The sequence below is a fragment of the Sphingobacterium sp. UBA6320 genome, assembly GCF_002440335.1.
In the GTDB taxonomy this organism is placed as follows: Bacteria; Bacteroidota; Bacteroidia; order Sphingobacteriales; family Sphingobacteriaceae; genus Sphingobacterium.
The window spans coordinates 204,445-229,004 of record NZ_DJTA01000028.1; the positions used below are offsets into that span (position 1 = coordinate 204,445).

22 protein-coding genes are annotated in these 24,560 nt (G+C 37.6%); 12 read left to right on the forward strand and 10 right to left on the reverse strand.

The features are described 5' to 3' along the window. Positions 1-20 precede the first annotated feature (20 nt). Genes B3P23_RS17785 through B3P23_RS17795 form a run of 3 tightly spaced genes read right to left on the reverse strand, consistent with a single transcriptional unit; the run spans position 21 to position 3,100 of the window. A complete protein-coding gene (locus tag B3P23_RS17785) occupies positions 21-467 on the reverse strand; it encodes a single-stranded DNA-binding protein (protein WP_094771461.1) in 447 nt (148 codons plus the stop codon). A gap of 18 nt (positions 468-485) precedes the next feature. Continuing rightward, positions 486-1,535 (reverse strand): A/G-specific adenine glycosylase, encoded by a 1,050-nt coding sequence (gene mutY, locus B3P23_RS17790; protein WP_293928475.1) that lies wholly within the window; start codon positions 1,533-1,535, stop codon positions 486-488. A 50-nt stretch (positions 1,536-1,585) separates the two neighbouring features. After that, positions 1,586-3,100, reverse strand: coding sequence for a sulfatase family protein (locus tag B3P23_RS17795; RefSeq protein ID WP_293928477.1), 1,515 nt, complete (start codon positions 3,098-3,100; stop codon positions 1,586-1,588). Between the two features lie 295 nt (positions 3,101-3,395). On the opposite strand from B3P23_RS17795, the gene B3P23_RS17800 reads away from it, so the two are divergent. The 7 genes from B3P23_RS17800 (at position 3,396) to B3P23_RS17830 (ending at position 9,253) form a co-directional block, all read left to right on the forward strand. Beyond that, entirely contained in the window at positions 3,396-4,730 is a 1,335-nt protein-coding gene (locus B3P23_RS17800; protein ID WP_293928479.1) for a WG repeat-containing protein, read from the forward strand. A gap of 78 nt (positions 4,731-4,808) precedes the next feature. After that, positions 4,809-5,243 (forward strand): hypothetical protein, encoded by a 435-nt coding sequence (locus B3P23_RS17805; protein WP_094771465.1) that lies wholly within the window; start codon positions 4,809-4,811, stop codon positions 5,241-5,243. A 90-nt stretch (positions 5,244-5,333) separates the two neighbouring features. Continuing rightward, on the forward strand, positions 5,334-5,888 hold the full coding sequence (locus tag B3P23_RS17810) for a YeeE/YedE family protein (protein WP_293928483.1): 555 nt from the start codon (positions 5,334-5,336) through the stop codon (positions 5,886-5,888). Positions 5,889-5,896: 8 nt separating this feature from the next. Continuing rightward, complete coding sequence (locus B3P23_RS17815) at positions 5,897-6,310, forward strand: DUF6691 family protein (protein WP_045752443.1); 414 nt, start codon at positions 5,897-5,899, stop codon at positions 6,308-6,310. A 9-nt stretch (positions 6,311-6,319) separates the two neighbouring features. Further along, positions 6,320-6,943, forward strand: a complete 624-nt coding sequence (locus B3P23_RS17820) for a Crp/Fnr family transcriptional regulator (protein ID WP_293928485.1) — start codon at positions 6,320-6,322, stop codon at positions 6,941-6,943. Positions 6,944-7,034: 91 nt separating this feature from the next. Beyond that, positions 7,035-7,844 (forward strand): sulfite exporter TauE/SafE family protein, encoded by an 810-nt coding sequence (locus B3P23_RS17825; protein WP_293928487.1) that lies wholly within the window; start codon positions 7,035-7,037, stop codon positions 7,842-7,844. Positions 7,845-7,855: 11 nt separating this feature from the next. Beyond that, a complete protein-coding gene (locus B3P23_RS17830; protein ID WP_293928489.1) occupies positions 7,856-9,253 on the forward strand; it encodes an MBL fold metallo-hydrolase in 1,398 nt (465 codons plus the stop codon). A gap of 27 nt (positions 9,254-9,280) precedes the next feature. Here B3P23_RS17830 and B3P23_RS17835 read toward each other — a convergent pair whose 3' ends face one another. Beyond that, entirely contained in the window at positions 9,281-10,141 is an 861-nt protein-coding gene (locus tag B3P23_RS17835) for a hypothetical protein (protein WP_293928491.1), read from the reverse strand. Between the two features lie 131 nt (positions 10,142-10,272). On the opposite strand from B3P23_RS17835, the gene B3P23_RS17840 reads away from it, so the two are divergent. After that, positions 10,273-12,144, forward strand: coding sequence for a M1 family metallopeptidase (locus B3P23_RS17840; RefSeq protein ID WP_094771468.1), 1,872 nt, complete (start codon positions 10,273-10,275; stop codon positions 12,142-12,144). Positions 12,145-12,191: 47 nt separating this feature from the next. On the opposite strand, the gene B3P23_RS17845 is transcribed toward B3P23_RS17840, so the two are convergent. The 3 genes from B3P23_RS17845 to B3P23_RS17855 form a co-directional block, all read right to left on the reverse strand. Beyond that, a complete protein-coding gene (locus B3P23_RS17845) occupies positions 12,192-13,613 on the reverse strand; it encodes an RtcB family protein (RefSeq protein WP_260947519.1) in 1,422 nt (473 codons plus the stop codon). Positions 13,614-13,783: 170 nt separating this feature from the next. Then, positions 13,784-14,878 carry a slipin family protein gene (locus tag B3P23_RS17850; protein ID WP_293928496.1) on the reverse strand — a complete coding sequence of 365 codons (1,095 nt, stop codon included), beginning with the start codon at positions 14,876-14,878 and terminating at the stop codon, positions 13,784-13,786. A gap of 372 nt (positions 14,879-15,250) precedes the next feature. Continuing rightward, positions 15,251-15,442: a hypothetical protein gene (locus B3P23_RS17855; RefSeq protein ID WP_293928498.1), complete on the reverse strand. Its 192-nt coding sequence runs from the start codon at positions 15,440-15,442 to the stop codon at positions 15,251-15,253. Between the two features lie 363 nt (positions 15,443-15,805). Between B3P23_RS17855 and B3P23_RS17860 the strand changes: the two genes are divergently transcribed. Beyond that, positions 15,806-16,831 carry a helix-turn-helix transcriptional regulator gene (locus B3P23_RS17860; protein ID WP_045752450.1) on the forward strand — a complete coding sequence of 342 codons (1,026 nt, stop codon included), beginning with the start codon at positions 15,806-15,808 and terminating at the stop codon, positions 16,829-16,831. 53 nt (positions 16,832-16,884) lie between these two features. Beyond that, positions 16,885-18,027, forward strand: coding sequence for a radical SAM family heme chaperone HemW (gene hemW / locus B3P23_RS17865; protein WP_293928500.1), 1,143 nt, complete (start codon positions 16,885-16,887; stop codon positions 18,025-18,027). Between the two features lie 15 nt (positions 18,028-18,042). On the opposite strand, the gene B3P23_RS17870 is transcribed toward hemW, so the two are convergent. Continuing rightward, positions 18,043-18,987, reverse strand: a complete 945-nt coding sequence (locus B3P23_RS17870; RefSeq protein WP_293928502.1) for a hypothetical protein — start codon at positions 18,985-18,987, stop codon at positions 18,043-18,045. Between the two features lie 77 nt (positions 18,988-19,064). Next, a complete protein-coding gene (locus B3P23_RS17875) occupies positions 19,065-20,309 on the reverse strand; it encodes a 3-deoxy-D-manno-octulosonic acid transferase (RefSeq protein ID WP_293928504.1) in 1,245 nt (414 codons plus the stop codon). Between the two features lie 219 nt (positions 20,310-20,528). On the opposite strand from B3P23_RS17875, the gene galE reads away from it, so the two are divergent. Continuing rightward, positions 20,529-21,557, forward strand: coding sequence for a UDP-glucose 4-epimerase GalE (galE, locus tag B3P23_RS17880; RefSeq protein ID WP_045752453.1), 1,029 nt, complete (start codon positions 20,529-20,531; stop codon positions 21,555-21,557). 109 nt (positions 21,558-21,666) lie between these two features. On the opposite strand, the gene B3P23_RS17885 is transcribed toward galE, so the two are convergent. Beyond that, positions 21,667-23,334 (reverse strand): tetratricopeptide repeat protein, encoded by a 1,668-nt coding sequence (locus tag B3P23_RS17885; RefSeq protein ID WP_052627466.1) that lies wholly within the window; start codon positions 23,332-23,334, stop codon positions 21,667-21,669. A 609-nt stretch (positions 23,335-23,943) separates the two neighbouring features. Between B3P23_RS17885 and B3P23_RS17890 the strand changes: the two genes are divergently transcribed. Beyond that, the gene (locus B3P23_RS17890) at positions 23,944-24,525 is read left to right on the forward strand and encodes a hypothetical protein (protein ID WP_293928509.1); all 582 of its coding nucleotides are present in this window, start codon (positions 23,944-23,946) and stop codon (positions 24,523-24,525) included. Positions 24,526-24,560: the final 35 nt, after the last annotated feature.

Here is a 24,560-nt window from a genome sequence, read left to right on the forward strand (position 1 = left end):
GTTAAAAACAAATAATAACGTTAAAACGGTAGCGGATCACTATCGTTTTCATTTTCTGTAAAATCAACCTCAATTTCCTTATTTTCTATTTTTTCAGCATGTGTTTGTGCTGGAGCAGCAGCAGTAGGCTCAAAATCTGATTTACGACCTAACAACGTGAAATTCTCCGCAACAATTTCTGTTGAGTAACGTCTTATGCCTTCTTTATCTTCATAGGAACGCGTCCTGAGTCGTCCCTCAATATATACCAATTTACCTTTTGTCAGATATTTTGCGGCTACATCCGCTAATCCGCGCCATAGAACAACTGTATGCCACTCCGTTTGCTCTACTCTTTTTCCATCTCTATTAAAATTCTCTGATGTTGCTAATGGAAAACTTGCAACAGAGACATTATTATCTAAATATCTAATTTCTGGATCTTTGCCTAAATGGCCTACTAGAATAACTTTGTTGACTCCTGACATAATATTAAAGTTGTTTGGTTATAATTTAGCTGTTTCTAAAAAAGAAAAAATGAGCTTATGTTTAGCTAATTTATCCAAATCTTTTAATAAAACATAATTCCAATTTATTTTTTTTTGTTCCAAACCCCTAGGATCTAATAACCTATAGAAAGTCGCATATATATGCTGATGGCTCAAAATATGTTTTTTATTCGTCTGCAATAAAGTGAGCGCAGCGTCGGATCCAAATACATCCAAAAACTCTTGATGGTCTACGATAGACATTCCTTCCAGAGGCTCGCTTGTTTCAATCATAGGAAACTCATATAAATTTTCCCAAACATCTGAAGCCCCCCTCTTAGACATCAAAATCTCCTCATCCTTTTGAATGATGAAGTAATGAAAATAGCGATTCCTACTTTTCTTGGCTTTTATTTTCACCGGTAGATCTGCCACAACATCATGCACTCTGGCATAGCAGTCCAATTGAAGTTCACATTGTTGGCACAGAGGCGATTTTGGCTTACAATGTAACGCCCCAAAATCCATAATCGCCTGATTATACAACGCAGGATAAGTTAAGTCTAAATTTTCTTTAGCCAATTGGCTAAAAATCTTTTTACCTGCAGGAGTATTGATAGGTGTATCAATACCGAAATAGCGCGCCAGAACACGAAAAACATTACCATCTAAAACCGCTTGAGGCTCATCATTAGAAAAAGAAGAAATTGCTGCCGCAGTATATTCCCCAACTCCAGGTAGCTTAATCAACTCATCATATGAATTAGGGAATATCCCCTGATATTCATCACGTACTATTCCCGCAGCCTTATACATGTTTCTTCCACGAGAATAGTATCCCAAGCCTTGCCATAAGTACAAAATATCATCTTCCGAAGCATTCGCAAAAGACAATACATCAGGATAGCGCTCCGCAAACCGCAGGTAGTACGGCATCCCCTGCTCTACCCGAGTTTGTTGTAAAATAATTTCCGACAGCCAGATTTTATAAGGATCTCGTGTATTTCGCCATGGCAAATCACGTTGATGTTCGTGATACCACTCGATTATTTTCTTCGCAAATGACATCCTACAAAAATGCGCTTTTTTAACGCATCTATCAAATTATTGCCTCGCAATTATTTACCCATCTCCCGATCCAGGATCAGTTTCAATTCAGCAACTTTTTCAGGATTTCGATCAGCAATATTTGTCCTTTCACCCTTGTCAACATTCAGGTCATATAATTGATCCACATCATCATTCCCAAGTTCAATATTCACAAGGTTATTTTTTTTCGCTCCTTTACTCGCTTTGATAAATTTATAATGACCCTTCAAAACACTTAATGCGCCCGCAGATTTGATCAAATAAGCTCGACCAACCTGATCACTCCCGATCAAACTCTTCCAGTGATTTTCACTATCGATAGCCTCTCCCCGAGCATACTTGACATTCAAAAAAGAAGCAAAACTACTCAATAAATCCACTTGACAAATAAGTGCATCAGACGTAATACCTTTCTTGATAATTTTTGGCCATGTAATGATAAATGGCACACGAGTTCCAGCCTCAAACGCCGAATATTTTCCCCCACTATAAGGTCCAAATGGATTATGTCCATTCAGTTGTGCAACTGCACCATCCTCATAGCCATCATCTAGCACCGGACCATTATCACTTGAAAAAATAATAATAGTATTTTCATAAACATGGTTGTCTTTTAGCGTTTTGACCAATTGTCCAACCGTATAATCAAGTTGCAGAATCGCATCCCCCCGATATCCCAGTCCACTTTTACCTTTAAACATGGTAGCAGGCATACGCGGTACATGAGGTTCAGTAGCATTATAAGTTAAGAAAAAAGGTTGTTGATAATGATCTTGAATAAAACGAATTGCTTTATCTGCAAAAGTCAACGTAAGCTCTTCATCCACCCATTTTGCATCTTTTCCTCCCGACATCCATCCAATTCTACCAATACCATTCACAATAGTATGATCATGACCATGATTCAATGAATTTTTCATTTTCAACAATTCAGGATGCTCCTTGCTTGTAGGTTGATCACCCACCTTTTGATGATAAGAAACCACAATCGGATCATTTTTGTCTACACCAAGTACACGATGATTTTCCAAAAATACAGTTGGCACACGGTCTGCGGTCGCGGGGAAAATAAAAGAATAATCATAGCCGACTTCCAAAGGTCCTGGTTTTATAGTACCATTCCAATCCTTATCCACCTCATCTCCCAGGCCCAAATGCCATTTTCCTATCACAGCAGTTTGATAACCCGCCTTTTTAAAGACCTTGGGCAAAGTAATCCGATCTTGAGGAATGATCAATTTGGCATCGCCAGGTAGAATACCAGTTCCGGACTGACGAAATGGATAGTTGCCCGTCATTAAGGAATATCGAGACGGCGTACAAGTCGCAGCAGTCGCATGCCCATTTGTAAACCGAATACCCTCAGCAGCCAAAGCATCCAAATTCGGTGTCTTGATTTTATCCGCACCATAACTACCGAGATCGCCATAACCCAGATCATCCACATAGATCAACAGCACATTCGGTTTATCCTGTTGCCCCATGACCGCTGCAAAGGGACTAATTATGGCCAATAGACCAATTAACAAAGCTGTTTTTTTCATGGGATATAAGAGGATTGGTTTGATTGAACCTCAAACTTAGATAAAATTCAGTTTGTATGCAATCATAATCTCATTCAATCTATTTGCTTATTATTTCTTCTATTGAGCAAAACAGTTCTCATAAATCATTCGTCAGTTTCGCTATTACTTTAATTTTTTACTACTATTTACCCGCTTATATCCCATTAATAGGTTAAAAACGATCGTCGTAAACATCATAAACAAACAGACTCAAATTTAATAGTAGAAAAGAATATTAAAAAACATAATTTCGCAAGAAATTAGTTACTTAAAAATGAAAATAAAAATCTTTAGAACGCTTATTCTTTTATTTGTTCTTGTCAGCAGCTCTTCTGCACAAGAGAAAATGTTCAAAATCCAGTTTGGTTTAAATATTGACAGCACAACAGAAGCAGAGTCTGTCGCAGATATTTATCTGACTAAAGATTATTTAAGAATAGAAAACAAATTTATAGATACAAGTGTCCAAATCTCTGATTTTAAGAAGCAGATCGCATACATATTAGATTACAGCAATAAAAACTATTATGAGCAAGGACTTACGACAGAAGATGCCGTAATCTCTCCCGAAGATTTTCAAATTGAATTCATCACCAATGCCTCCAAATCAATCGCTGGATATGCCTGTAAAAAAGCAATTATTAAGATCCCGATTGGAACAGAAGACGAAAAACCATTTATTGAAGTCTGGTATACCACAGCACTGCCAAAAATGTATTGGGGAGAATACACCTACTTAGAGAAAATACCAGGAGCAGCACTATCCATTTCAGCTTATGAAATGGAAATGAAAGCCATCCATGTGACAGCATCGGTGGTCAACCCTGCCCTATTTGAAGTACCCCAAGATTTTGAACAAGTTGAGGAAGAAGCGTTCACATTTGAGACGACAGAGCTAGGAGAAAACAGGCAGTCTTATTACGATGAAGACACCGAACTTATTGGAGTAGCAGACACGATTGGCAATGCAATAACTCCTGCAAAATATAGTTTAATCAATTCCTTTATAGCAGGCTACGCAGTCGTAGCCGACGGAAGCAATCACTATGGACTTATCAACAATGACGGCAAAGAAATTATTCCCTGTCAGTATGAACATTTAGCACGTACTGAAGATGGGCTATTCCTATTTTCAAAAAATGATCGATATGGCTACATGAATATCCATGCACAAGTAGTGATTCCCGCAACCTACACTTATGCCCGGGAATTTGAAAACGGTCATGCTGTAGTCACTACAGACCAAGGATCTGGCGTCATTGACAGCAGTGGAAAGATTATTATTCCAATCAAATTTGAACTCATCCACGAATTTTCAGCCAATACTGCTGTGATCTCAGAGCAAGATAAATACTATTTAATTGATCAACAAGGAAAGAAAATAAGCGAAGCATATGATTTCTTGTCCAATGGCGGAGAAAATTTATGGCTCACTATGCAATCAGAAAAATATGGATTTATAGATGCAAAAGGAAAGCAGGTCATCCCATCAAAATACATATATGCTGCCCCATTTGATGCAGGACTCTCCTTAGTTTCCGAAAATGGGGAAGATTTTTTCTATATCGATAGCAAAGGTAAGTTTGTCCAAAAAATGGACAGCGAGTAAAAATACTAAAGTGAGACATGAAGCTGTCTCATTTTTGTTTTAGCAGAGGTTTCTGTTTATTTGTAGCAAAATCACAACATGGAAAAATTGAGCTTTAAAATCGCAACATTACATCGAGGAAGATATATGTTGCTCATGATGCTGTTTGTGTTGATGCTTGTTTACATCGTATCAAGACTCCCATTATCAGAAGTCGTGAAAATAATGGGCTCTTTATTTTCACTGCCCCTGGTCCTTTTCATCGCTGTAAAATGCTCCAAACAACATTCCATTTGGACCATTTATAATGGTGAATTAATAATGGAAAACAGCAGTTCCAGTCAAACGATCGCATTGGACAACATTGACTATGTGCGCAATCTAAGAAGATCAGGAGGCAATTTGATCATTATAAAATTAAAATCAGGCAGTCATATTAGAGCCTGGCGCAACAAGCTGTTTGAATCTGAAGATGATCTCAAAAGTTTCTGCCAAACGCTAAAAGACAATGAAATAGAATATTACGATATGTAGTCACCAATTAAAAAAGAGAAATAGTGTAACCTGAGTTACACTATTTCTCTTTTTTGTTGCTTTACTTTGTATCACATTAGATAGATCATTATGCTGGAAATAATTCAAAAACCCTGGCCCTGGTATATATCAGGTCCTTTAATTGCGCTTATCATGTTCCTATTGCTCAAGCAAGGTAAAGATTTTGGCATGTCCAATAACTTGAGAACGATGTGTTCAATTGCCGGAGCAGGCAAAACAAGTTCATTTTTCAGATTTGACTGGAAAGCACAAATTTGGAATTTATTAGTTGTATTAGGCACTATAATAGGCGGCTTTATAGCACGCTTCTATCTCAGTGATGGCGCTCCACCTGCTATAAACCAAGATAGCATAGCAGACCTACAAGCATTAGGTATTATTGACAAACTTCAGGGCTATATGCCCGACAGTCTCTTTCTATTTGATGGTACTCTTTTCCAATTCTTATTGCTGAGTATTGGCGGATTATTGATCGGATTTGGAACACGATATGCTGGAGGATGCTCTTCGGGACATGCCATATCTGGACTTAGTAATTTCCAATTACCCTCATTAATTGCTGTGATCGGATTCTTTATCGGCGGGATCATCATGATTCATTTTATTTTCCCTCTCATCTTTTAAACATAGCTATGAAACAGTTAAAATTTATATTAATCGGAATATTATTTGGCATCATCCTATACAAGTCGGAGGCAGCATCATGGTACCGCATATATGAAATGTTCCAGTTTAGATCCTTTCACATGTATGGAATTATAGGAACTGCATTAACAACTGCCATCCTCATTGTTCAAGTCATAAAAAGGAAGAACATAAAAGATAATAATGACCTTCCAATCCAATTTATCGATAAAAAGAAAAGCATTACACGCTACCTACTTGGAGGTACCATCTTTGGATTAGGTTGGGCTTTGACAGGAGCTTGTCCCGGGCCTATGTTTTCGCTCCTAGGTGCTGGATATTGGACATTAGGGATTGTGCTTATCTTTGCTCTGATCGGAACATGGCTTTACGGCCTAATCCGTCATAAGTTACCACATTAATATCAGCATATGATAACAGTTCAGCAAGCATTTTTAGGAAGTTTTGAAAAAGAATTGATTGCAGAGATTGAACAAGTCTCTGTCATTAAACAGTTCAAGGCAGGAGAAATCATTATTGACATTGGTCAATACATTAAATTTATGCCCCTCCTCTTAGATGGAGTCATTAAAATCATTCGAGAAGATAAAAAGGAGGGCGAACTGTTGTTATATTTTTTAGAGAAAGGCGATACCTGTGCCCTATCTATAGCCTGCTGTGTAGGCTCAAAAAAAAGCGAAATCCGCGCCATTGCCGATGTCGATACCACCGTCGCGATGATTCCCAATCAGTACCTCGATAGCTGGATGGGAACCTATAAAACTTGGCGCAATTTCATTCTAGAAAGCTATTCCGATCGACTCAATGAGCTGTTAACTACAGTCGATAATATTGCCTTCTCACAGATGGATGTTCGCATCATGAACTATTTGAAAGAAAAGGCATCCATTAGCAAATCACAAAAGATAGAGATCACCCATCAGGTCATTGCCAATGACCTCAATACATCTCGTGTAGTCGTATCCCGAATTTTAAAATCACTAGAAAACCAAGGAAAAATCCTTTTAAATAGAAATAACATCAATCTAATTTAATTGTCATTTCAATGCTTAAAATATCGAAGGTAACCTATGTTACCTTTCATCCTTTTTTAAGACGTTACCTTTGATAAACAAACAATTAATCATGGAGTTATCACTTATTTTTGGATATATTTTAGCAATTGCAGTAGGCCTCTCAATGGGTATTATGGGAAGTGGTGGCAGTATATTAACACTACCTATATTTGTCTATCTATTTCATCTGGCACCAGCACAAGCATTAGACTATTCTTTATTTACGATTAGTACAATATCGATCATTGGATCAATTTCTCACTTACAAAAAAAAGAGATCGATCTCAAAATGAGTTTATTTTTTATTCTACCATCATTCATATCTGTTTACATGACCAAGCAATACATCCTTCCTCGTATTCCTGATCATTTTCAAATTTATGAGATGATGATTCATAAAGATCAGATCATCATGACCCTGTTCGCGATCATCATGATTGCATCAGCATTAGCGATGATCAAAAAACGCGATGATCGACATCAAATTAAAACCTCCAGAAATAACACCGCGTTGATGATATCCATTGGTTTTTTGATTGGTATATTAACAGGATTAGTAGGTGCAGGTGGAGGTTTTATCATTGTTCCAGCTCTTATACTTTTGTTCGGCAATACCATTAAACAAGCCACCGCAGCCTCTCTATTTATTATAGCCATCAATACAGCCTTTGGTCTGTTGAGCAATTTCAAACAGCTGAATCAAATCAATTGGACAATATTAATTATCTTTACAGGAATCACACTAATAGGATTGATGATTGGAATCCAATTAAAAACAAAATTAAAATCCGAAAAATTAAAAGTAGGATTTGGATATTTTCTTGGAGCAATAGGTTTAATCATAGCCAGTATAGAAATCAATCAATTTATAAATTTATAAAGGAATAAATTATGTTTTTTCAACACATTTTCGAATCTTCATTAGCACATGCAAGTTATCTCATCGGCTGTCAAGCAAAAGGAGTAGCAATTGTGATCGATCCTAAAAGAGATGTAGACACGTACTTAGCTATAGCCGAAAAAAACAACTTAAAGATAACGCATATTGCAGAAACCCATATTCATGCCGATTATCTATCCGGCTCATTAGAATTAGCCGCTTTAACAGGCGCAAAACTCTATCTTTCTGACGAAGGGGGAGCAGATTGGCAGTATGATTTTGATCACGTGGGCTTAAAACATCAGGATGAAATAAAAATTGGAAATCTGATATTTAAAGTTTTACATACACCAGGTCATACCCCTGAAAGTATCAGTTTCCTATTAACAGACACACCTGCGACAGACGCGCCCGTCATGTTGTTTACAGGAGATTTTGTATTTGTAGGTGATATTGGACGTCCAGATTTATTAGAAAATGCTGCCGGACTGATCGGAACAAAAGAAATCGGAGCACATCAAATGTTTGAATCATTAAAAATCTTTAACCAGCTTCCAGACTATGTACAAGTATGGCCAGCACATGGCGCAGGATCTGCCTGTGGAAAAGCCCTAGGGGCAGTTCCAAGTTCAACTGTTGGATATGAAAAGATAAGAAACTGGGCTTTAAAATATGGAAATGATGAAAAAGCATTTACGAAGGAGCTTCTAAGTGGACAACCAGAGCCTCCAAAATATTTTGCGATGATGAAAAAGCTTAACAAAATCAAGCGACCATTGCTAACATCAGTACCTACTTACAAAGAACTAGACGCAACAGAATTGATATTGCATCATAAAAATGATGTAACCATCATTGATACCCGCAACAAACAAGAATTTGCACAAGGATTCATACCCAATAGCATCAATATCCAGAATAATAAAGCTTTCAGCAATTGGGCAGGCTGGATTTTAGATTATCATAAACCATTTATTCTTATTGTAGCAAAAGATCAATTAGAAGATGTCACCCGCAAATTGATGCGTATAGGTCTCGATCAAGCCATTGGCTATATCACACCTCAATCCTTGCAAACAGTTGGTATCAAACTTGATCAGCAGGAAATTATTGATTTCAATGAGATGAATACAGCATTAAACAATCCCAATGCACAAATTTTAGATGTTCGAAATGAAAGTGAATATCAGGCAGGGCACCTTCCCCATGCAACCCATGTCTTTGTTGGAACACTGCTGGAAAATTTAGATCAGATAGATCCAAGTAAACAACTGTATCTACATTGTCAGTCCGGTGACCGTGCGACCATAGCCATGTCACTACTTGACAGAGCCGGGATCAAAAATATCAAAAATTATAGTCCAGGGATGAAAGAATGGGTCGAGAAAAATGGTACCCTAATAAAATAGAAAAGCGGATTAATCCGCTTTTCTATTTTAAAGACTACGCTCCGGAATTTTAAAATACCGCAGTACATCCGTTTTCTTATCGACAATATCTCCCTTTTTATTGGTTTCCAGTCGATGATTAACAACTGAAATATATTGATAATTATCAGCATCAGATTCATAAATCGTGACTGTTGCAAACTCATCACCCAATTCATCAGCCTCCAGATAGGTCTGTAGATCTGTAAAATCCTTTTTTCCTAAATTCTGCTCCAGTGCCTGCTTATCTGATATATACGCGATCTGTTTCTCAATTTCCCTTTTTTGCATCCATTCATTACCCCTTTCAGAAAAAGGTTCAGTTGTTTTACCCGACCAAGCTAAGACAATAGGGTAGACAATAATAGTCGCAGCCTCAATACCCCACAAGATCCATAAAGGCCAACCACTCACCACACTTTTCTTAAGAGAAAAAGTACCAACAGCATTTAATTCTTGAATTCCACTAAATGTATCCATTGGGTGAAATAGGAAATATAAAAAACCATCCAGATTAAAAGAAGACTTCAACCACATGTCCCCTCCCATTGTACCTTCAGCATTAAACATTAAGGAGACAAATAAGCACCATTGGGCATAATACGCAACCAAAGTGCAGATGAAAGTAAATAGTAGTGCAATACCCCTATTTCTAACTTTTCCGATTTTTAACAAAACGTCCAAGACGTAAAATAAGCCATAAGCTAAACCAAATGTGATCAAAAAGTTAAAATATACAATTGGTATAAACCACTGCAAAGCAATATATACGATGGCTAAAATAACAGATGCACACACTCCCGCAATAATAGCAAACAGTACACCTCCGATTGGAGCCTTCCCCGAAGATTTATAATAAGTTTCTTCCATACAAGTTTAATTAGATCTAGACCTAAAATAACAATTGGAATAAATAAAAACAACCTTATATCAAACAAATATTACAAAACAGGCTGCACCTCCCTTCCCCATATTCCTAATGAATTTTGTATGTTTGAACCATGAATTTGAAATACCTTTATACATTAATCTTAGGACTATTCCTGATCCAAACAACAACAGCGCAACGAAAAGGCTATTGGCAACAGGCCGTAGATTATAAAATGAATATTGATGTCAACGAAAAAACATATCAATATGACGGAAACATGCAACTGAAATACAGCAATAATTCAGGACAATCACTCAAAAAAGTGTATTTCCATTTGTATTTCAATGCCTTTCAGCCGGGTTCGATGATGGACAATAGACTTTCCAACATCGCAGATCCAGATAAAAGAATGGCCACCAATATCGGCACAAAGGAAAAACCAAAATACCAGAGTCGAATTGCAACCCTGACCCCAAAACAAATTGGTTATCAAAAGATAAAGTCATTAACAATAAACGGTAACAATACCAGTTACAAAGTCGATGGTACTATTTTAGAAGTTACCTTACCTAATGAAATCGAAGATGGCGAAACGGCCACCTTTGATATGACTTGGGAGGCACAGGTACCAGAGCAAATTAGAAGATCTGGTCGCAATTCGAAAGAAGGAGTCGCACTTTCGATGGCACAATGGTATCCAAAAATGGCACATTTTGATGAATTCGGATGGCACCTTGATGAATATATCGGTCGCGAATTTATAGCTCCATTTGGCAACTTTGACGTCACCGTTAATATCAATAAAAATTATATCCTAGGTGCATCCGGCGTATTGCAAAATCCAACAGAAGTAAAAGGATATGCAGCAAAACCAAAAATCAGAGCAAAAGATAATAAAGTCCAATGGCATTATATTGCTAAAAATATCCATGATTTTGTTTGGGCTGCAGACCCCAAATTTGTCGTTGACTCAGCCAGCAGCAAACAGGGCATTCATGTATACACGGTATATATTCCAGAAAGTGACTCCGTTAAAACAAACTGGAAAACAGCTTTAGGACTAGCAACAGAATTTTTCGATTTCAATGCCAAAACATTTGGAGCCTATCCATGGCCCACTTATACCATTATCCAAGGAGGTGATGGTGGCATGGAATACGGTACGGCAACATTGGTCACTGGAGGTCGCAATTTAAAAAGCCTAGTAGGTGTTATTTTCCACGAAGCCGCCCACTCTTGGTATCAACACTTATTCGGCATCAATGAGACCGTAGACGAGTGGTTTGATGAAGGGTTCACTTCTTATGTAGAAGAACTTGCGATGCAAAACTTATTTGAAAAACGAGGAGCCATTGAAGCTAACCCTTCCATAGATGCTTATCGTGCGTACTACAAACTAGCCCTGTCGGGAAAAGAAGAACCTGCCAGCCTGCTTGCCGATTACTACAATACCAACTATGCCTACAGTAATGAAGCTTACAATAAAGGACAGGTACTAGCCGTACAATTGGGCTATATCATTGGAAAAGACAATCTGGACAAGACATTCTTAGAATTTTATAAACAATGGAAATTTAAACATCCAACGCCAAATGATTTTAAAAGAATTGCTGAAAATATATCAGGAATCAATCTAAAATGGTACTTCAACCTCTTTATCAACACTACTCGTAAGATTGACTATGCCATCAAAACAGTTAGCGATAAAGAAATTACCTTACAGAACAAATCCGACTTTGCAATGCCTATTGATTTATTAGTAACCTATGAAGATGGCACAAAAGAACTTTTCTATATCCCACTACGTGAAATGAGAGGCGAAAAACCAGCAGAAAACTTCAAAATTTACGAAGGTATTAAAAGAACAACATTGGAAGACTGGAACTGGACACAACCATCCTATCAGATCAATCTAACAAAAAAACCGGCAAAAGCGATTATAGATCCATCATTACGCTTAGCCGATGTCGAATCCAGCGATAATACCTGGGAAAAGAAATAACATAACAACAAGAGGCTGGTCAATAAACCAGCCTCTTTGCTTTAACATCAATCCTCGCGGCTTCCATCATCAGCCATACGCACAATTTTGGGTGAGAAACTAGCGATAATATCCACCAGATCTTCTTGCGCAGCCATCACCTCGTGAATATTTTTATAAGCCATTGGGGCCTCATCCAGTCCAGCACCGATCAATGTGATACGATGATCTGACAACATGGATTTCAAATCTTTACGTGCTATCGTTTTTATAGCTTTCGTGCGGCTCATCAATCGACCCGCGCCATGTGAAGCCGATTGAATAGCCTCTTCCTTACCTTTTCCTCGGACTAAGAAACCAGGAGTTGCCATCGATCCAGGAATGATACCCAGCACCCCTTTACCTGCAGGAGTTGCACCTTTACGATGTACGATGACCTCCTCCCCTTTCCACAACTCTTTCCATGCAAAATTATGATGATTTTCAACCATCGCCAATCGTTCAGCACCTAAAGCCTTACTGATTTTCTCGTGAATGACTTCATGACAAGCCGAAGCATAGTCACCCGCAAGGTTCATCGCTAACCAATATTCTTGACCTTCCGCTGTATCAAGTCCCATATAAGCCAAATTTTGAGCCTCGTAAGGCAAAGGACAAAGCTTTTTAGCCAGTTTAGTATAATGATCCGCAATAGTTGCGCCCAATCCCCTAGATCCCGAATGAGTCAATAAAGCAACATATCGTCCTTTCTCCATACCAAGCTCCGCATCTGCCTCCTTAAACTCCATCACCCCAAATTCAACAAAGTGATTTCCTCCACCAGAAGAACCTAATTGTGTCCAAGCCTTATCCTTTAATTGGCGAATAAAATCATTCGTTTCAAAAGCCTTACTCGCTAGCACAGCATGATCGGCACGTTCATGTTTCAAGTAACCATGTCCAGCACCAAATTTGGTATGATCCATAATTACCTTCTTATAAAAATCATGATGCGCATACAGATGCTCTTCAGGGACATCAAAAATAGACAGTGCCATTCGACAACCGATATCAACACCCACACCATAAGGAATGACCGCATGATGAGTCGCCAATACCCCACCGATTGGCAAACCATATCCTTGGTGCGCATCCGGCATTAATGCCCCCGCCACTGCAACAGGAAGTTTCATCGCCAGATCCATTTGGCGCAAGGCACCTTCTTCAATCTGAGACTCACCATAGATGCTGTAGTCTTGCTTCCCCTCTTTTAAAGAGATTGTAGCTTTAGCCACTTCATCAACATTTAAAAGAGCTTGCGCAAGCGGTTTAAATACTTCATCCTCCATATACATTTCTGGAGCAGCCAGTACTTCCGCAAACTTCAACAACATCTCCTCTCGGGTAAACCCCAATCTCTTTTTATTAATTTTTAACGCTTCCCCTAAAGCAAAATTCTCTTCATATCCCAAAGCAATTAAATCATTGCCATTTATTCTTTTATTTTCCATGATACTATTCATCAATGATGTTCCGTTTAAACCGCATCTTACAGATTTGATCTATCTTTACATCGGTTATTATTTTTCCTTAAGCAAGGAACAGCACCTCTTTATCGCTATCCCTTGCGCCTCTTTATGTCTATCTACCAATTCAGTTTTAAGGTAAAGCGGTAGATGTATTATTTCACGAACAACTGCTTCAGCTGGTCCACGATCTGACCATTACCGGAAACCGATATATTGTTTATTTTTTCAGCTATCTTCTCCACATATTCCATCTCTTTCAATTTAAACAACATCGCATTATCCTCCATCAATTTAGCCGTATTCAACAAGCTTCTTGTAGAAGCCGTTTCTTCACGCCGCGTGATGATATTTGCCTGAGCTTTTTTCTCCGCGACCAGCACCTGATTCATAATCTCCCGGATATCTCCTGGCAAGATGATGTCTTTAACACCGGCATGAAACACCTTTACCCCCAGTAATTCAATCTGCGAGGCAGTATCCTCCAGCACATGTGCATTGATGGCCGACTTATTATCCATCAGCTCATCCAAAGTCATTCGACCTATGTAAGAACGCAACGCTAATTGCATCAACATATACAACTGCTTCTCAAAATCTTTATTTTCAAGCATTGCTTTCAGCACATCCACAACTTGGTACTGTATCGAAAAATTAATCCTAATCTGCGCCTTATCTTTAGTCAAGATTTCTTGACCAGCAATATCCATAGTCGTCAATCTTGTATCCACTTTTGAAATACTGATTGATGTCGCATTTTTCCACCAGTAGTAGGTACCCGCATTCAATATCTTTGAAAAAACTCCATCAAGAAATAGCAGCCCTCTCTCCGAAGGCTCTAACTTAAACTGTCGTATATAGTAAGCCAGCGTCTGCTTCTCCAACAATTGTTTGTGCACTCCCTCACCTATTTCTATATCCGTGATATCCTCCTTTTGGAAATGATAAGTTAATAAACCCTTCCAGAAAAAATGTCTGCCTGCTGCTAGTACCTGCTTATAGTTGTTATTGACAAAAACTAGACAGATCTCATGATCGGCAACTTCCACCAATGCTACATGGTCCGAAAAACCGGTAAGCTGCATCAATACATCAACATCCAAGCTTACTGGAAAAGGCTTCGACAAATCATATAATTCTAGTTTTTCACCAAAACCTATCCAGTATTTTCCAGCAGGCAATACGCGGGTATACCGATTGTTTTTAACAACTAATCCCAATTGATTGATATCTATAGTTACTCTTTTCATCTTATTTTAATTTTTTATTCTACTCTTCCATACCCAGTACAAAACACTGCGCTTGATCAGAATATACTATTGTTCTAAATACATTTTTCCGCGATCAAAAAGATGATCCTATTATTTATAAACGCTTCGATTCCTGTCTATTGAATATGACCGGAATATAAAAGGGGCCTAAAAGAAAAATAAAATGATGACACCTCATCCTTAAAGAATATACACCCCATTCGTGTATTCATTTAAGGATTGCAATATCCTCAACCCTATCGTTGCTTTTAGCACCTACTTTATACTACAAAGGCCCCATTCAATTGTCTCATCTTTAATAAAAAGAAAAGACCAAACGAGAGACGAAGCGCTTACGAAGTGGAGACTTTTTTAAAGAAAGTCTAAACTTGAACATGGAACTTTCGTTCCTCCAACCGATGGACACACTTTTGAGATGTGCGTGGGACTCGAACCCACCATTTTGCTGTACTCTACCTCCTGAGTTACTCCGTCCAGGACGGAGGTAGGATTCGAACCTACGACCGCAACATTTGACAATAGTGATTTTCTTAAAGTCAGCATATTACTTTCAACTGAAGCAATACTACCCTGCTATACAGAAACAGGAGACCAGGACTCTTAAATCATGCACTACGCCATATACCCTTTCAGGTATATATCTTAAAAAGCTAATCGCTTATTTATTCAAAGAACTATTTGTCTTGATCGACATTACAAATATGCAAGCCCCACCACGCAATCTGTCTGCGCAGTAAAAAAGAATTTAAAAAAATCAATCAAAAGCAACATACCAAACTGATAATCAATTACATTAATTTAATAAAAATTAAATAAACCAGATCAAAAACACTTTATACGCAAATACATTGCGCAGAAAATTTGAATTCTGTATCTTTAACTTCATACCATAATATCAAAAACAGCATGTCCACCAATAAACTTGCATTAATTCGCTACAAAACCATTGACAACTGCTTATGTCAACGTCATCGCAAATGGACCTTAGAAGATCTTATAGAAAAAGTCTCCAATGCCCTTTATGAGCTGGAGGGTATCCATAATGGCATCAGCAAAAGAACGATTCAAGGAGATATACAAGTCATGCGGAGTAATAAGTTAGGATACAATGCCCCGATTATTGTTACAGATCGAAAATTTTACAGCTATAGTGATCCTACATACAGCATCAGCAATTCACCCATCACCTCCTTAGATATGAAGAAGATGAAAGAAGCCGTAGACTTACTCAAGCATCTCAATGGTTTCTCTTATTTTGACGAAATGAGTGATATGATCTTACGTTTAGAAAATAGCCTCATTCAATCGGAAGGAGCTCAAAAGCCTGTCGTACAAATGGAAAGTAACAAACTCTTAAAGGGTTTAAACTGGATCAGCATACTTCATCACGCTATACTCGAAGAAATCCCTTTACTCATCACCTACAAATCCTTTAAGTCACTCGCTCCTATACAAGACGTATACTACCCATATTTGCTAAAAGAATACCGCAATCGGTGGTTCTTAATCTGCAAACCTAAGAAAGGAAATCTCTTAATTACGCTTGCTCTAGACCGTATAGTTGATATTGATGAAATGGCAAAACATGGCTTTATACCTTACGAAGGCATCGATTTCGATCGCTACTTTGCCGACACCATTGGGGTTACAAAAAGTCAAAAAGACCGTGGACAAAAAGTAATCTTAAAAATTGACAGCTTCAATGCCCCCTATGTAGAGACCAAGCCATTACATAGCTCTCAGCAGATCATCAACAAACATGATAACGGCAGTATCATGATTCGTCTTGATGTCGTCTTAAACTTTGAGCTGGAAAGAGAAATTTTGGGATTTGGAGAAAATATAGAAGTCATTGCCCCAAGAAATCTACGCGACCGAATAAAAAAGAGAATCAGTAAAAATCTACAGCAGTACAGCAAAGAAACAGAATAAATCCATTTAACTCTGGATTTTCCTTTACCTTTGCCTTCAAATAAAACAGACCCATGATCTACTTTCACATTCCATTCTGTAAGCAAGCCTGTCATTACTGCGACTTTCATTTTAGCACCTCACTGAAATACAAAGATGAAATGCTCAACATGCTATACAAGGAAGTCGAACTTAGAGCCGATTATCTGGAAGATAAAAACATCCAGTCCATTTATTTTGGTGGTGGTACCCCCTCTATATTAGAACCCGAAGATATCGCTAGGCTGATCGACAAAGTGTCAAAACATTTTGAGATCGACTCGCAAGTAGAGATTACCTTAGAAGCCAACCCGGACGATCTCAACCGGGAAAAAGTAGCAAAACTCCGTCAAACAGAAATTAACCGCTTTAGCATCGGTATTCAATCTTTTTTTGAAGAAGATCTAAGATGGATGAACAGAGCGCATAACCAAAAAGAAGCCGAATCTTGTATTATGCGCGTACAAGATGCCGGATTTGAAAACATCACCTGCGATCTGATCTATGGATTTCCATTATTAACCGACGAAAAGTGGAAAACCAACATGCAGAAGCTATTGGATTTTCAGATTCCGCACATCTCATCCTACTCGATGACCGTAGAAAAGAAAACAGCACTTGATCATATGATCAAAACAGGAAAAGCGCCGGCCATAGATAGTGATCAAGCTGCCGATCAAATGCTGATGCTGATCGACCAGCTGAAAACAGCAGGATTTGAGCAATATGAAATATCCAATTTTGCTAAAGATGGTATGTATGCCAAGCATAATACCAACTACTGGAAAGGAAAACATTACTTAGGTATTGGTCCATCTGCACATTCATTCAATGGTACATCACGCTCATGGAATATCGCGAACAATGCCAAATACATCCATGATATGGCACAAGATAAGCTACCGTTAGAAACTGAACAATTATCTTTACTTGATCGCATTAACGAATACACCATGACCTCACTGCGCACCATGTGGGGTATCAATCTTGCCTTAGTGGAAGACAAATTTGGAGCAGAGGTCAAAAAACAACTATTGATAAACTCCGAAGCATTCATTTATAATAAGCAATTAACTCAAGTGGACAACCGGCTTACCCTTAGCGACACGGGCAAACTAATGGCCGATCACATTATGTCTGAGCTATTTATTATTGATGAAAATTATCAATATGAATAACAATATTATGAGCAGTTACTTGCCATTGGTTTGTAACTTCAACAGCTCCTGTTCTGCTAATTTTCGGGTCTCTAGCTTGATATCGTCCTTTCTGCGCTGTAGATTTTCTCCAATACTTGAAATCAAACCTTCATTCAACGGAACAAGCTCCCTTCTAGAATCCCATTGGCTGATATAAAAATCATCCGATTTTTCATCAAAAAGAATATCGTAATCATCCAATCGACGTTGTTCCTCATATGCACCTATCACGTAATAAGGAAAATATCGATTTGGTTTTTCAACTATTTCCAGCTGCAAAGGCTTATATTCATATTGAGAAGAACTAAGTTTAAACAAAAATGTAATTGCTTTTTCAAATTGGTCCAACTTCTTTAAAATCAGCAATTCGTCGTTATTATATTGAAACGGATTGGGATAGTACGCGCCATTATAAAAATAGTCTTTAGGGTCCTGTCGTATCTGTAACGGCTCTACCCGTACACCATGCTTATTGATGAGGGATTCATTTACACCGTCCTCAGCAGGTACTACAAACCAATGTTCACCACCGGCATCATATTGTTTTTTCATCTTACCGGCATATACAGTAGCGTAACCGTAATTAAACGGCAGTGCAAAACCCCAATCTGCAGGAGAAATCTTATCCCCTAAAAAATTGACAAAACCAATTTTCCCCTTCTCCACATAACGTCTCAGACCTTCAGACCAATAGTCAGATCCATTATCAAAAAACTGAGGGTAATACAATATATTGCCTTTTCTGTCATATACCGTCGAAACCGCAAAAGCTGGATTATCTGCATCTTCTTCATCTCCAAGAACCCCGATAAATTCGATAAAGGGATCATCGATCGGTACATTTAAATCAAAATCATGATATACATGGTGGATTGGAGGAATAATAATTGTCCCCTTTTCATTGCGCACCCCTACAAGACTACTGTCCGCAGTCATCATATAGTACAATTTATCTTGCCCTTTAGAAAATAAAAAGCAGCAAGACAAAATGAGCGTAACGAAAATTTTCAGCCCCCTCATATAAGCAACTTTTTGGTTCTCAAATATTTCAGAATAATTGCCGTCGCACCAGCATGCTGTTGAACATAACATTTTGCCTGTTGACCAGCGTAGTCGCGCTTAGTCTGATCCTGTAAACAAGTAAAGATCAAATGGAGTTTATCAGCATCTTGAATAGAAAAACCAGCTCCCTGCTCGATCAAATCCTTAGCTTCCTGAAACTTATGATATTTTGGGCCAAATATAACCGGTATACCATACGTCGCCGCTTCCAATGTATTATGAATCCCCACACCAAATCCGCCACCAATATAGCTGATACTTCCATAGCCATACAAAGAAGAGAGCATACCTATATTATCAATGATCAACACGCGCGCATCCACGACTTTTTGACAAGTATGCTGCGCAAAATTTGAGAATCTAAGTGCATCGGGAAATAATAATAAAATAGCGTCGATATGCGCTTCATGGATTTCATGCGGAGCTAAGATCAATTTCCAGTCAGGAAACTGCAGCATGAGGTCCTTTAAAAGCTTTTCATCCTCCAGCCATGTACTTCCTGCCACCAAAACAGGAGATTCACCAACAAATTGACCGACCTCCATCACACTTTTCTGCTGCTTGGGCAATTCCACCACACGATCAAATCTCGTATCACCCGTAAGCCCAACATTTCGAAATCCATGCTCTTTTAATAGATGGACACTTTCTTCATTTTGCATGAAAAAATAAGTGACCGACAGGAGGATTTCTCTAAAAAAACCACCATAAGGTTGAAAGAACATTTGATTCGGTCTGAATATGGCAGAAATCATGAATAGCGGAATATCTCTATTTTTCAGTTCAGAAAAATAATAATGCCAATATTCATATTTTGTAAAAACCACAAATTCTGGATGAATGAGATCTATAAACTGCTTGGCATTTTTTGCTGTATCCTCAGGGAGATAAAAAACATAATCGGCTAAATTGGTATTCTTTCTAACCTCATAACCTGAGGGAGAATAAAAAGTAATCACAATTTTTTTTAATGGATAATCTTTTTTTATACCTTCCAAAACGGCCCGCCCCTGTTCAAATTCCCCTAGGGAGGCAAAGTGAAACCAGATGTGATTTTGACCCGTTTCAACCGTTTGATTTATGCGCGCATACCAATCCTTACGACCATCTACCCAAAGCTTAGCCTTGGGATGAAAAGGCGCTATTAAGCGTAATAAAAGCCCATAAAGATGGATTCCTAAAGAATAAAGAAGACGCATGTTCGTAAAATAATACTTATATTCGTCAAAGATATTAAACCCTTTTCTAATTGTTGAAAATAAGTGGAAAATAAGATACGCAACCCAATTTTAATACCGGAGCTGCAAGATCTCTTGACTTTCACCCTGCGTGATTGTATTAGACAGGATTATCGACCATCAATCTTTGCCAATCAAAAATTAAGAACATAAAGACTTTACATATTATAATTATAAACAATGAGCAAAATACTTGTAACAGGCGGAACAGGATATATTGGTTCGCATACAGTTGTTGAATTGCATAACGCAGGATATACACCGGTTATCATTGACAACTTATCTAATTCTAGCATCAAAATGTTAGATCAAATTGAAAAAATAATCGGCGTAAAACCTGAATTTCACCAATTTGACCTATGTGATGAGGCAAAAGTCTTAGAATTTGTTAAGAATAATACAGACATCAGCGGTATTATCCACTTTGCGGCATCAAAAGCTGTTGGAGAATCTGTTCAAAATCCTTTAAAATATTACCGCAATAACTTCTTTTCTCTGATCAACATATTAGAGGCATACCGTCAAAAAACAGTCAACTTTGTATTTTCTTCAAGTTGTACAGTATATGGTGAACCCGATTACCTTCCTGTTGATGAAGCAGCTCCAATCAAAAAAGCAGCCTCACCCTACGGCAATACCAAACAAATTGCAGAAGAAATTTTGGAAGAAACGGCCCATGCCTATGACAATTTTAATATTATTGCGTTACGCTACTTCAATCCAGTTGGAGCACACGAATCTGCATTAATTGGAGAATTGCCCCTAGGAGTTCCACAAAACCTACTTCCTTTCATTACGCAAACCGCCATCGGTAAGCGTGAAAAATTAACCGTATTTGGAAATGACTTTGATACTAAAGATGGTTTCTGTGTACGCGACTTTATTCACGTTGTTGACTTGGCGAAAGCACACGTTGCTGCAATTAAATTATTAGAAAAAGGTAATCCAAAAGGAAAATATGACGTTTTTAACGTGGGAACAGGTAAAGGATATTCCGTGTTAGAAGCAATAAAAGCTTTTGAAGAAGCTTCAGGACAAAAACTAAACTACGAAGTTGGTCCGCGCCGTGAAGGAGATATCGTAAAAGTATATGGTGATGCCACCAAATCAACCAATGAATTACATTGGACAGCCCAGTTAGGCATTTTTGAGATGATGGACAGTGCTTGGAAATGGGAAAAATACCTCAAGGAAAACCCGATCGTTTAATCGAATAAATAAGAGCTAACATGAAAGTTAGCTCTTATTTATTCAATAGATTAAAGTAAGCATCTAGCCCTAAGAAACAGACCTTTAGTTGTCGTGAAAAAATCGCAAATTATAATTTCAAATTTGTAGACAGCATCGTATATCGTTCTTCCCCGATTTTCTTTTTCAATCTTTGTTTAGCCTTTTTGACGGCATCTTCTGTTACACCCAATATATTCGAAATCTCCGTATTTTTTAAACCCAGTTTGCCTAAAAAAATAAATCTTAAATTTGACTCCGTCAGTTCAGGATATTGCCTTAACAGATCATTATAAAAATGCGGGTATTCTTTAATAAAAGCTTCCTTAAATAAGTTCCACTTATCCTCAGTCATTAAATGCGATTCCAATAACGCCTGTAGCTGACCCCTTTCATGCTCAATGGCAGAAAAAGAGGTTTGATTCACCCGTTCGATCTCCTCCTTTAGATTAGCAATATATTCATTCTTTTCTCTGAGGTAAACGGTAAAGGAAGATAAGTTATTATTGGCCTCCATTAATTTCTGATCCGAAAGATACTTTTCCATTTGCAAGCCCAATACATGTCTTTCATAGATCACTCTTCGTACTTTAAGTTTTCTAGTAAACAAAAAATAAAGGCTGATGGATAAAGCCAACAGCAGAGCAATAACGATACTGTATGCCCTTTTTTTAAATAATTCTTTTTCAAATTGCTCGCGACTCAATTCGATCCGATGGATATACTTTTGCTTATCAGCAAGCCACTTTAACTGTTGTAATTTCTCATCACTATTCCATAACTGTAAACTATCGTTGAGCTGAATCAATCTCCGTCTTGCCAACAATTCACGATGATCATCATGTCGCTTCACTGCAATAGCCAAACGTACCTCTGTAATTTCTTTCTCTGACCTTTTCAGATATACTTTTGTAGAAGCATACATAGCAGCACGATTAATGGCATTTTCCGCTTCTGTCAATTTCCCTTCATCAATATATACCTTTGCTAGCAATATATAAGCATACATGGTATTTTGCTTGCTCCCATACCGCTCCGAATAAACAATATCCTCCAATAATAAATCAACAGCCTTCTTCAAGTCACCTCGCCCCCAGTAAATGACCGCCTGGTTACCTAGTGCTTTACCTAGCCGGACATAATCGCCCGTCTCCTTAGATAGTGCCTCCACCTCTTTAAAATAACGAAATGCTGTCACCGTATCCGCTTGCTTCAAATAAGCCATGCCCAATCCATCAAGAATACTACTCATCGCATTTGACTTTGGATGTGCATGTTTGCGAGCAAGATTCAAGTATATCATACTCGCTTCAGCATCGCCAATAGTACCGAAAAAATAAGCCATATTTCGTATTGAAATCTCGGGATTTGGAGATTTATTTAAAGAAACTTGTGGTAAAAAATTGCGCGCTTCTAAGAAAATAGGAAACGCCGCAGTAATATCTCGGAAATCATAAAGATAAAAACCATAGTTCACTTTCATCCAAAACTCTAACTCTTTATCCTTATTACGGATTGATCTTTTAATTGCGGAAAGGTAGAGACTTTTGCTTCTATCATTGGGAGCATCATATGCCTTTGCGATCCCATCTGCGAGCATACAATCATAAACAATGAGTAAGGAAGCGTCATTGTACACTTGAGCATAAGATAAGATCGGATTCAAATAATGCTTGAGAGCAACCGTATCTTTTCCAAAATCTCGCTCTTGTTTAATCAAATATTCAATTCTACTCTTACTTGAAAACAACTCTTCCATTCTGATTGAATCAGCAAAAGTTGTCTGAAAGAGAATCACCGTAAAGAAGAATAAATTAAACAGTTTCAAAATCAGCAAAAGGTTAATAAACTTGTAGATGTTTAGCGACAAATATAGTAGTTTTTAGATGTAGTTTATCAGGAACTTTCATTAAAAAATTGTTAAAAACAGAACGAATATATATGAATTATTTTTTGAGTATATAACGTTGCTTTTTCGCCTATGGCAATACCTTTTTTAAACAAAATCTAGGAAAAAACTATTACATAAATTAAATTTTATAGGACCGGATTTTCTAGTATTTAACACCCTTTAACAGACTTAAAAAATCTCTTTTTTATGACACATCACGATTTCACAAGACCATATCTTTAGACATCCTAAAGTCTGATTGAATAATGACTCTAAATATAAAATCATCGTAAATTTAAACCCATCAACTTTCATCAGCAATTGGATTCGGAACAATGCAATTTAACCACAATCACCTATTAAAGAGATATTTAAAGAGTACTACTTTCTAAAAGAGCACCTATCAAAAATCCAAAATAATAAAGGAAGGTCCCGTTTTGATTTTTTTTAGCCTAAATTTTCCCCTATCTTTAAATCATGTCCATTCATCAAGATCCAGAATTAAAAAAGGCTGTCCTCAACCTTCCATTAAAAGAAAAAGATAAGTTGTTACTGCGATTGATCAGTAAAGACAAAATGTTAATCAAACAACTGCATTTCCAATTGTTAGAAGATGAGTCTGACTTGGAAGACCGCATCGAAAATTTGAGAAAACAACTCCAACAACTTTTTGATATAGGAGCATCTCAGATATTCAACACGCCAAATATGAGTAATTTCATTGGACTTAGTAAATTGGTCAAACAGGCAAGTGGTATGGTCAACGAGCATGAAAAAATTACAAAGCATAAATTGAGCGAAGTAGAATTCCGCATTTATATTTTAGAAAGAGCCATCCTCGGTTACCCCAGTCTGTTTGGTTCATCCTATCAATCTGCGGCCCATAAACTTCAAAAGTACTTAGCAGGAAGAATAAAACATGCTGTATCTAAATACGAAAAGATTCACGAAGATCATCAATTCGATTATAGAGATCACTTTCAAGAAATTCTTGATACAGCCAATAATACAGCAATAAAGGATTATATAAAAGTATTAAATGTCAATACAAATTTATAGAAGTTAGACAGCAAAGTCCGAGATGGGATCGACAT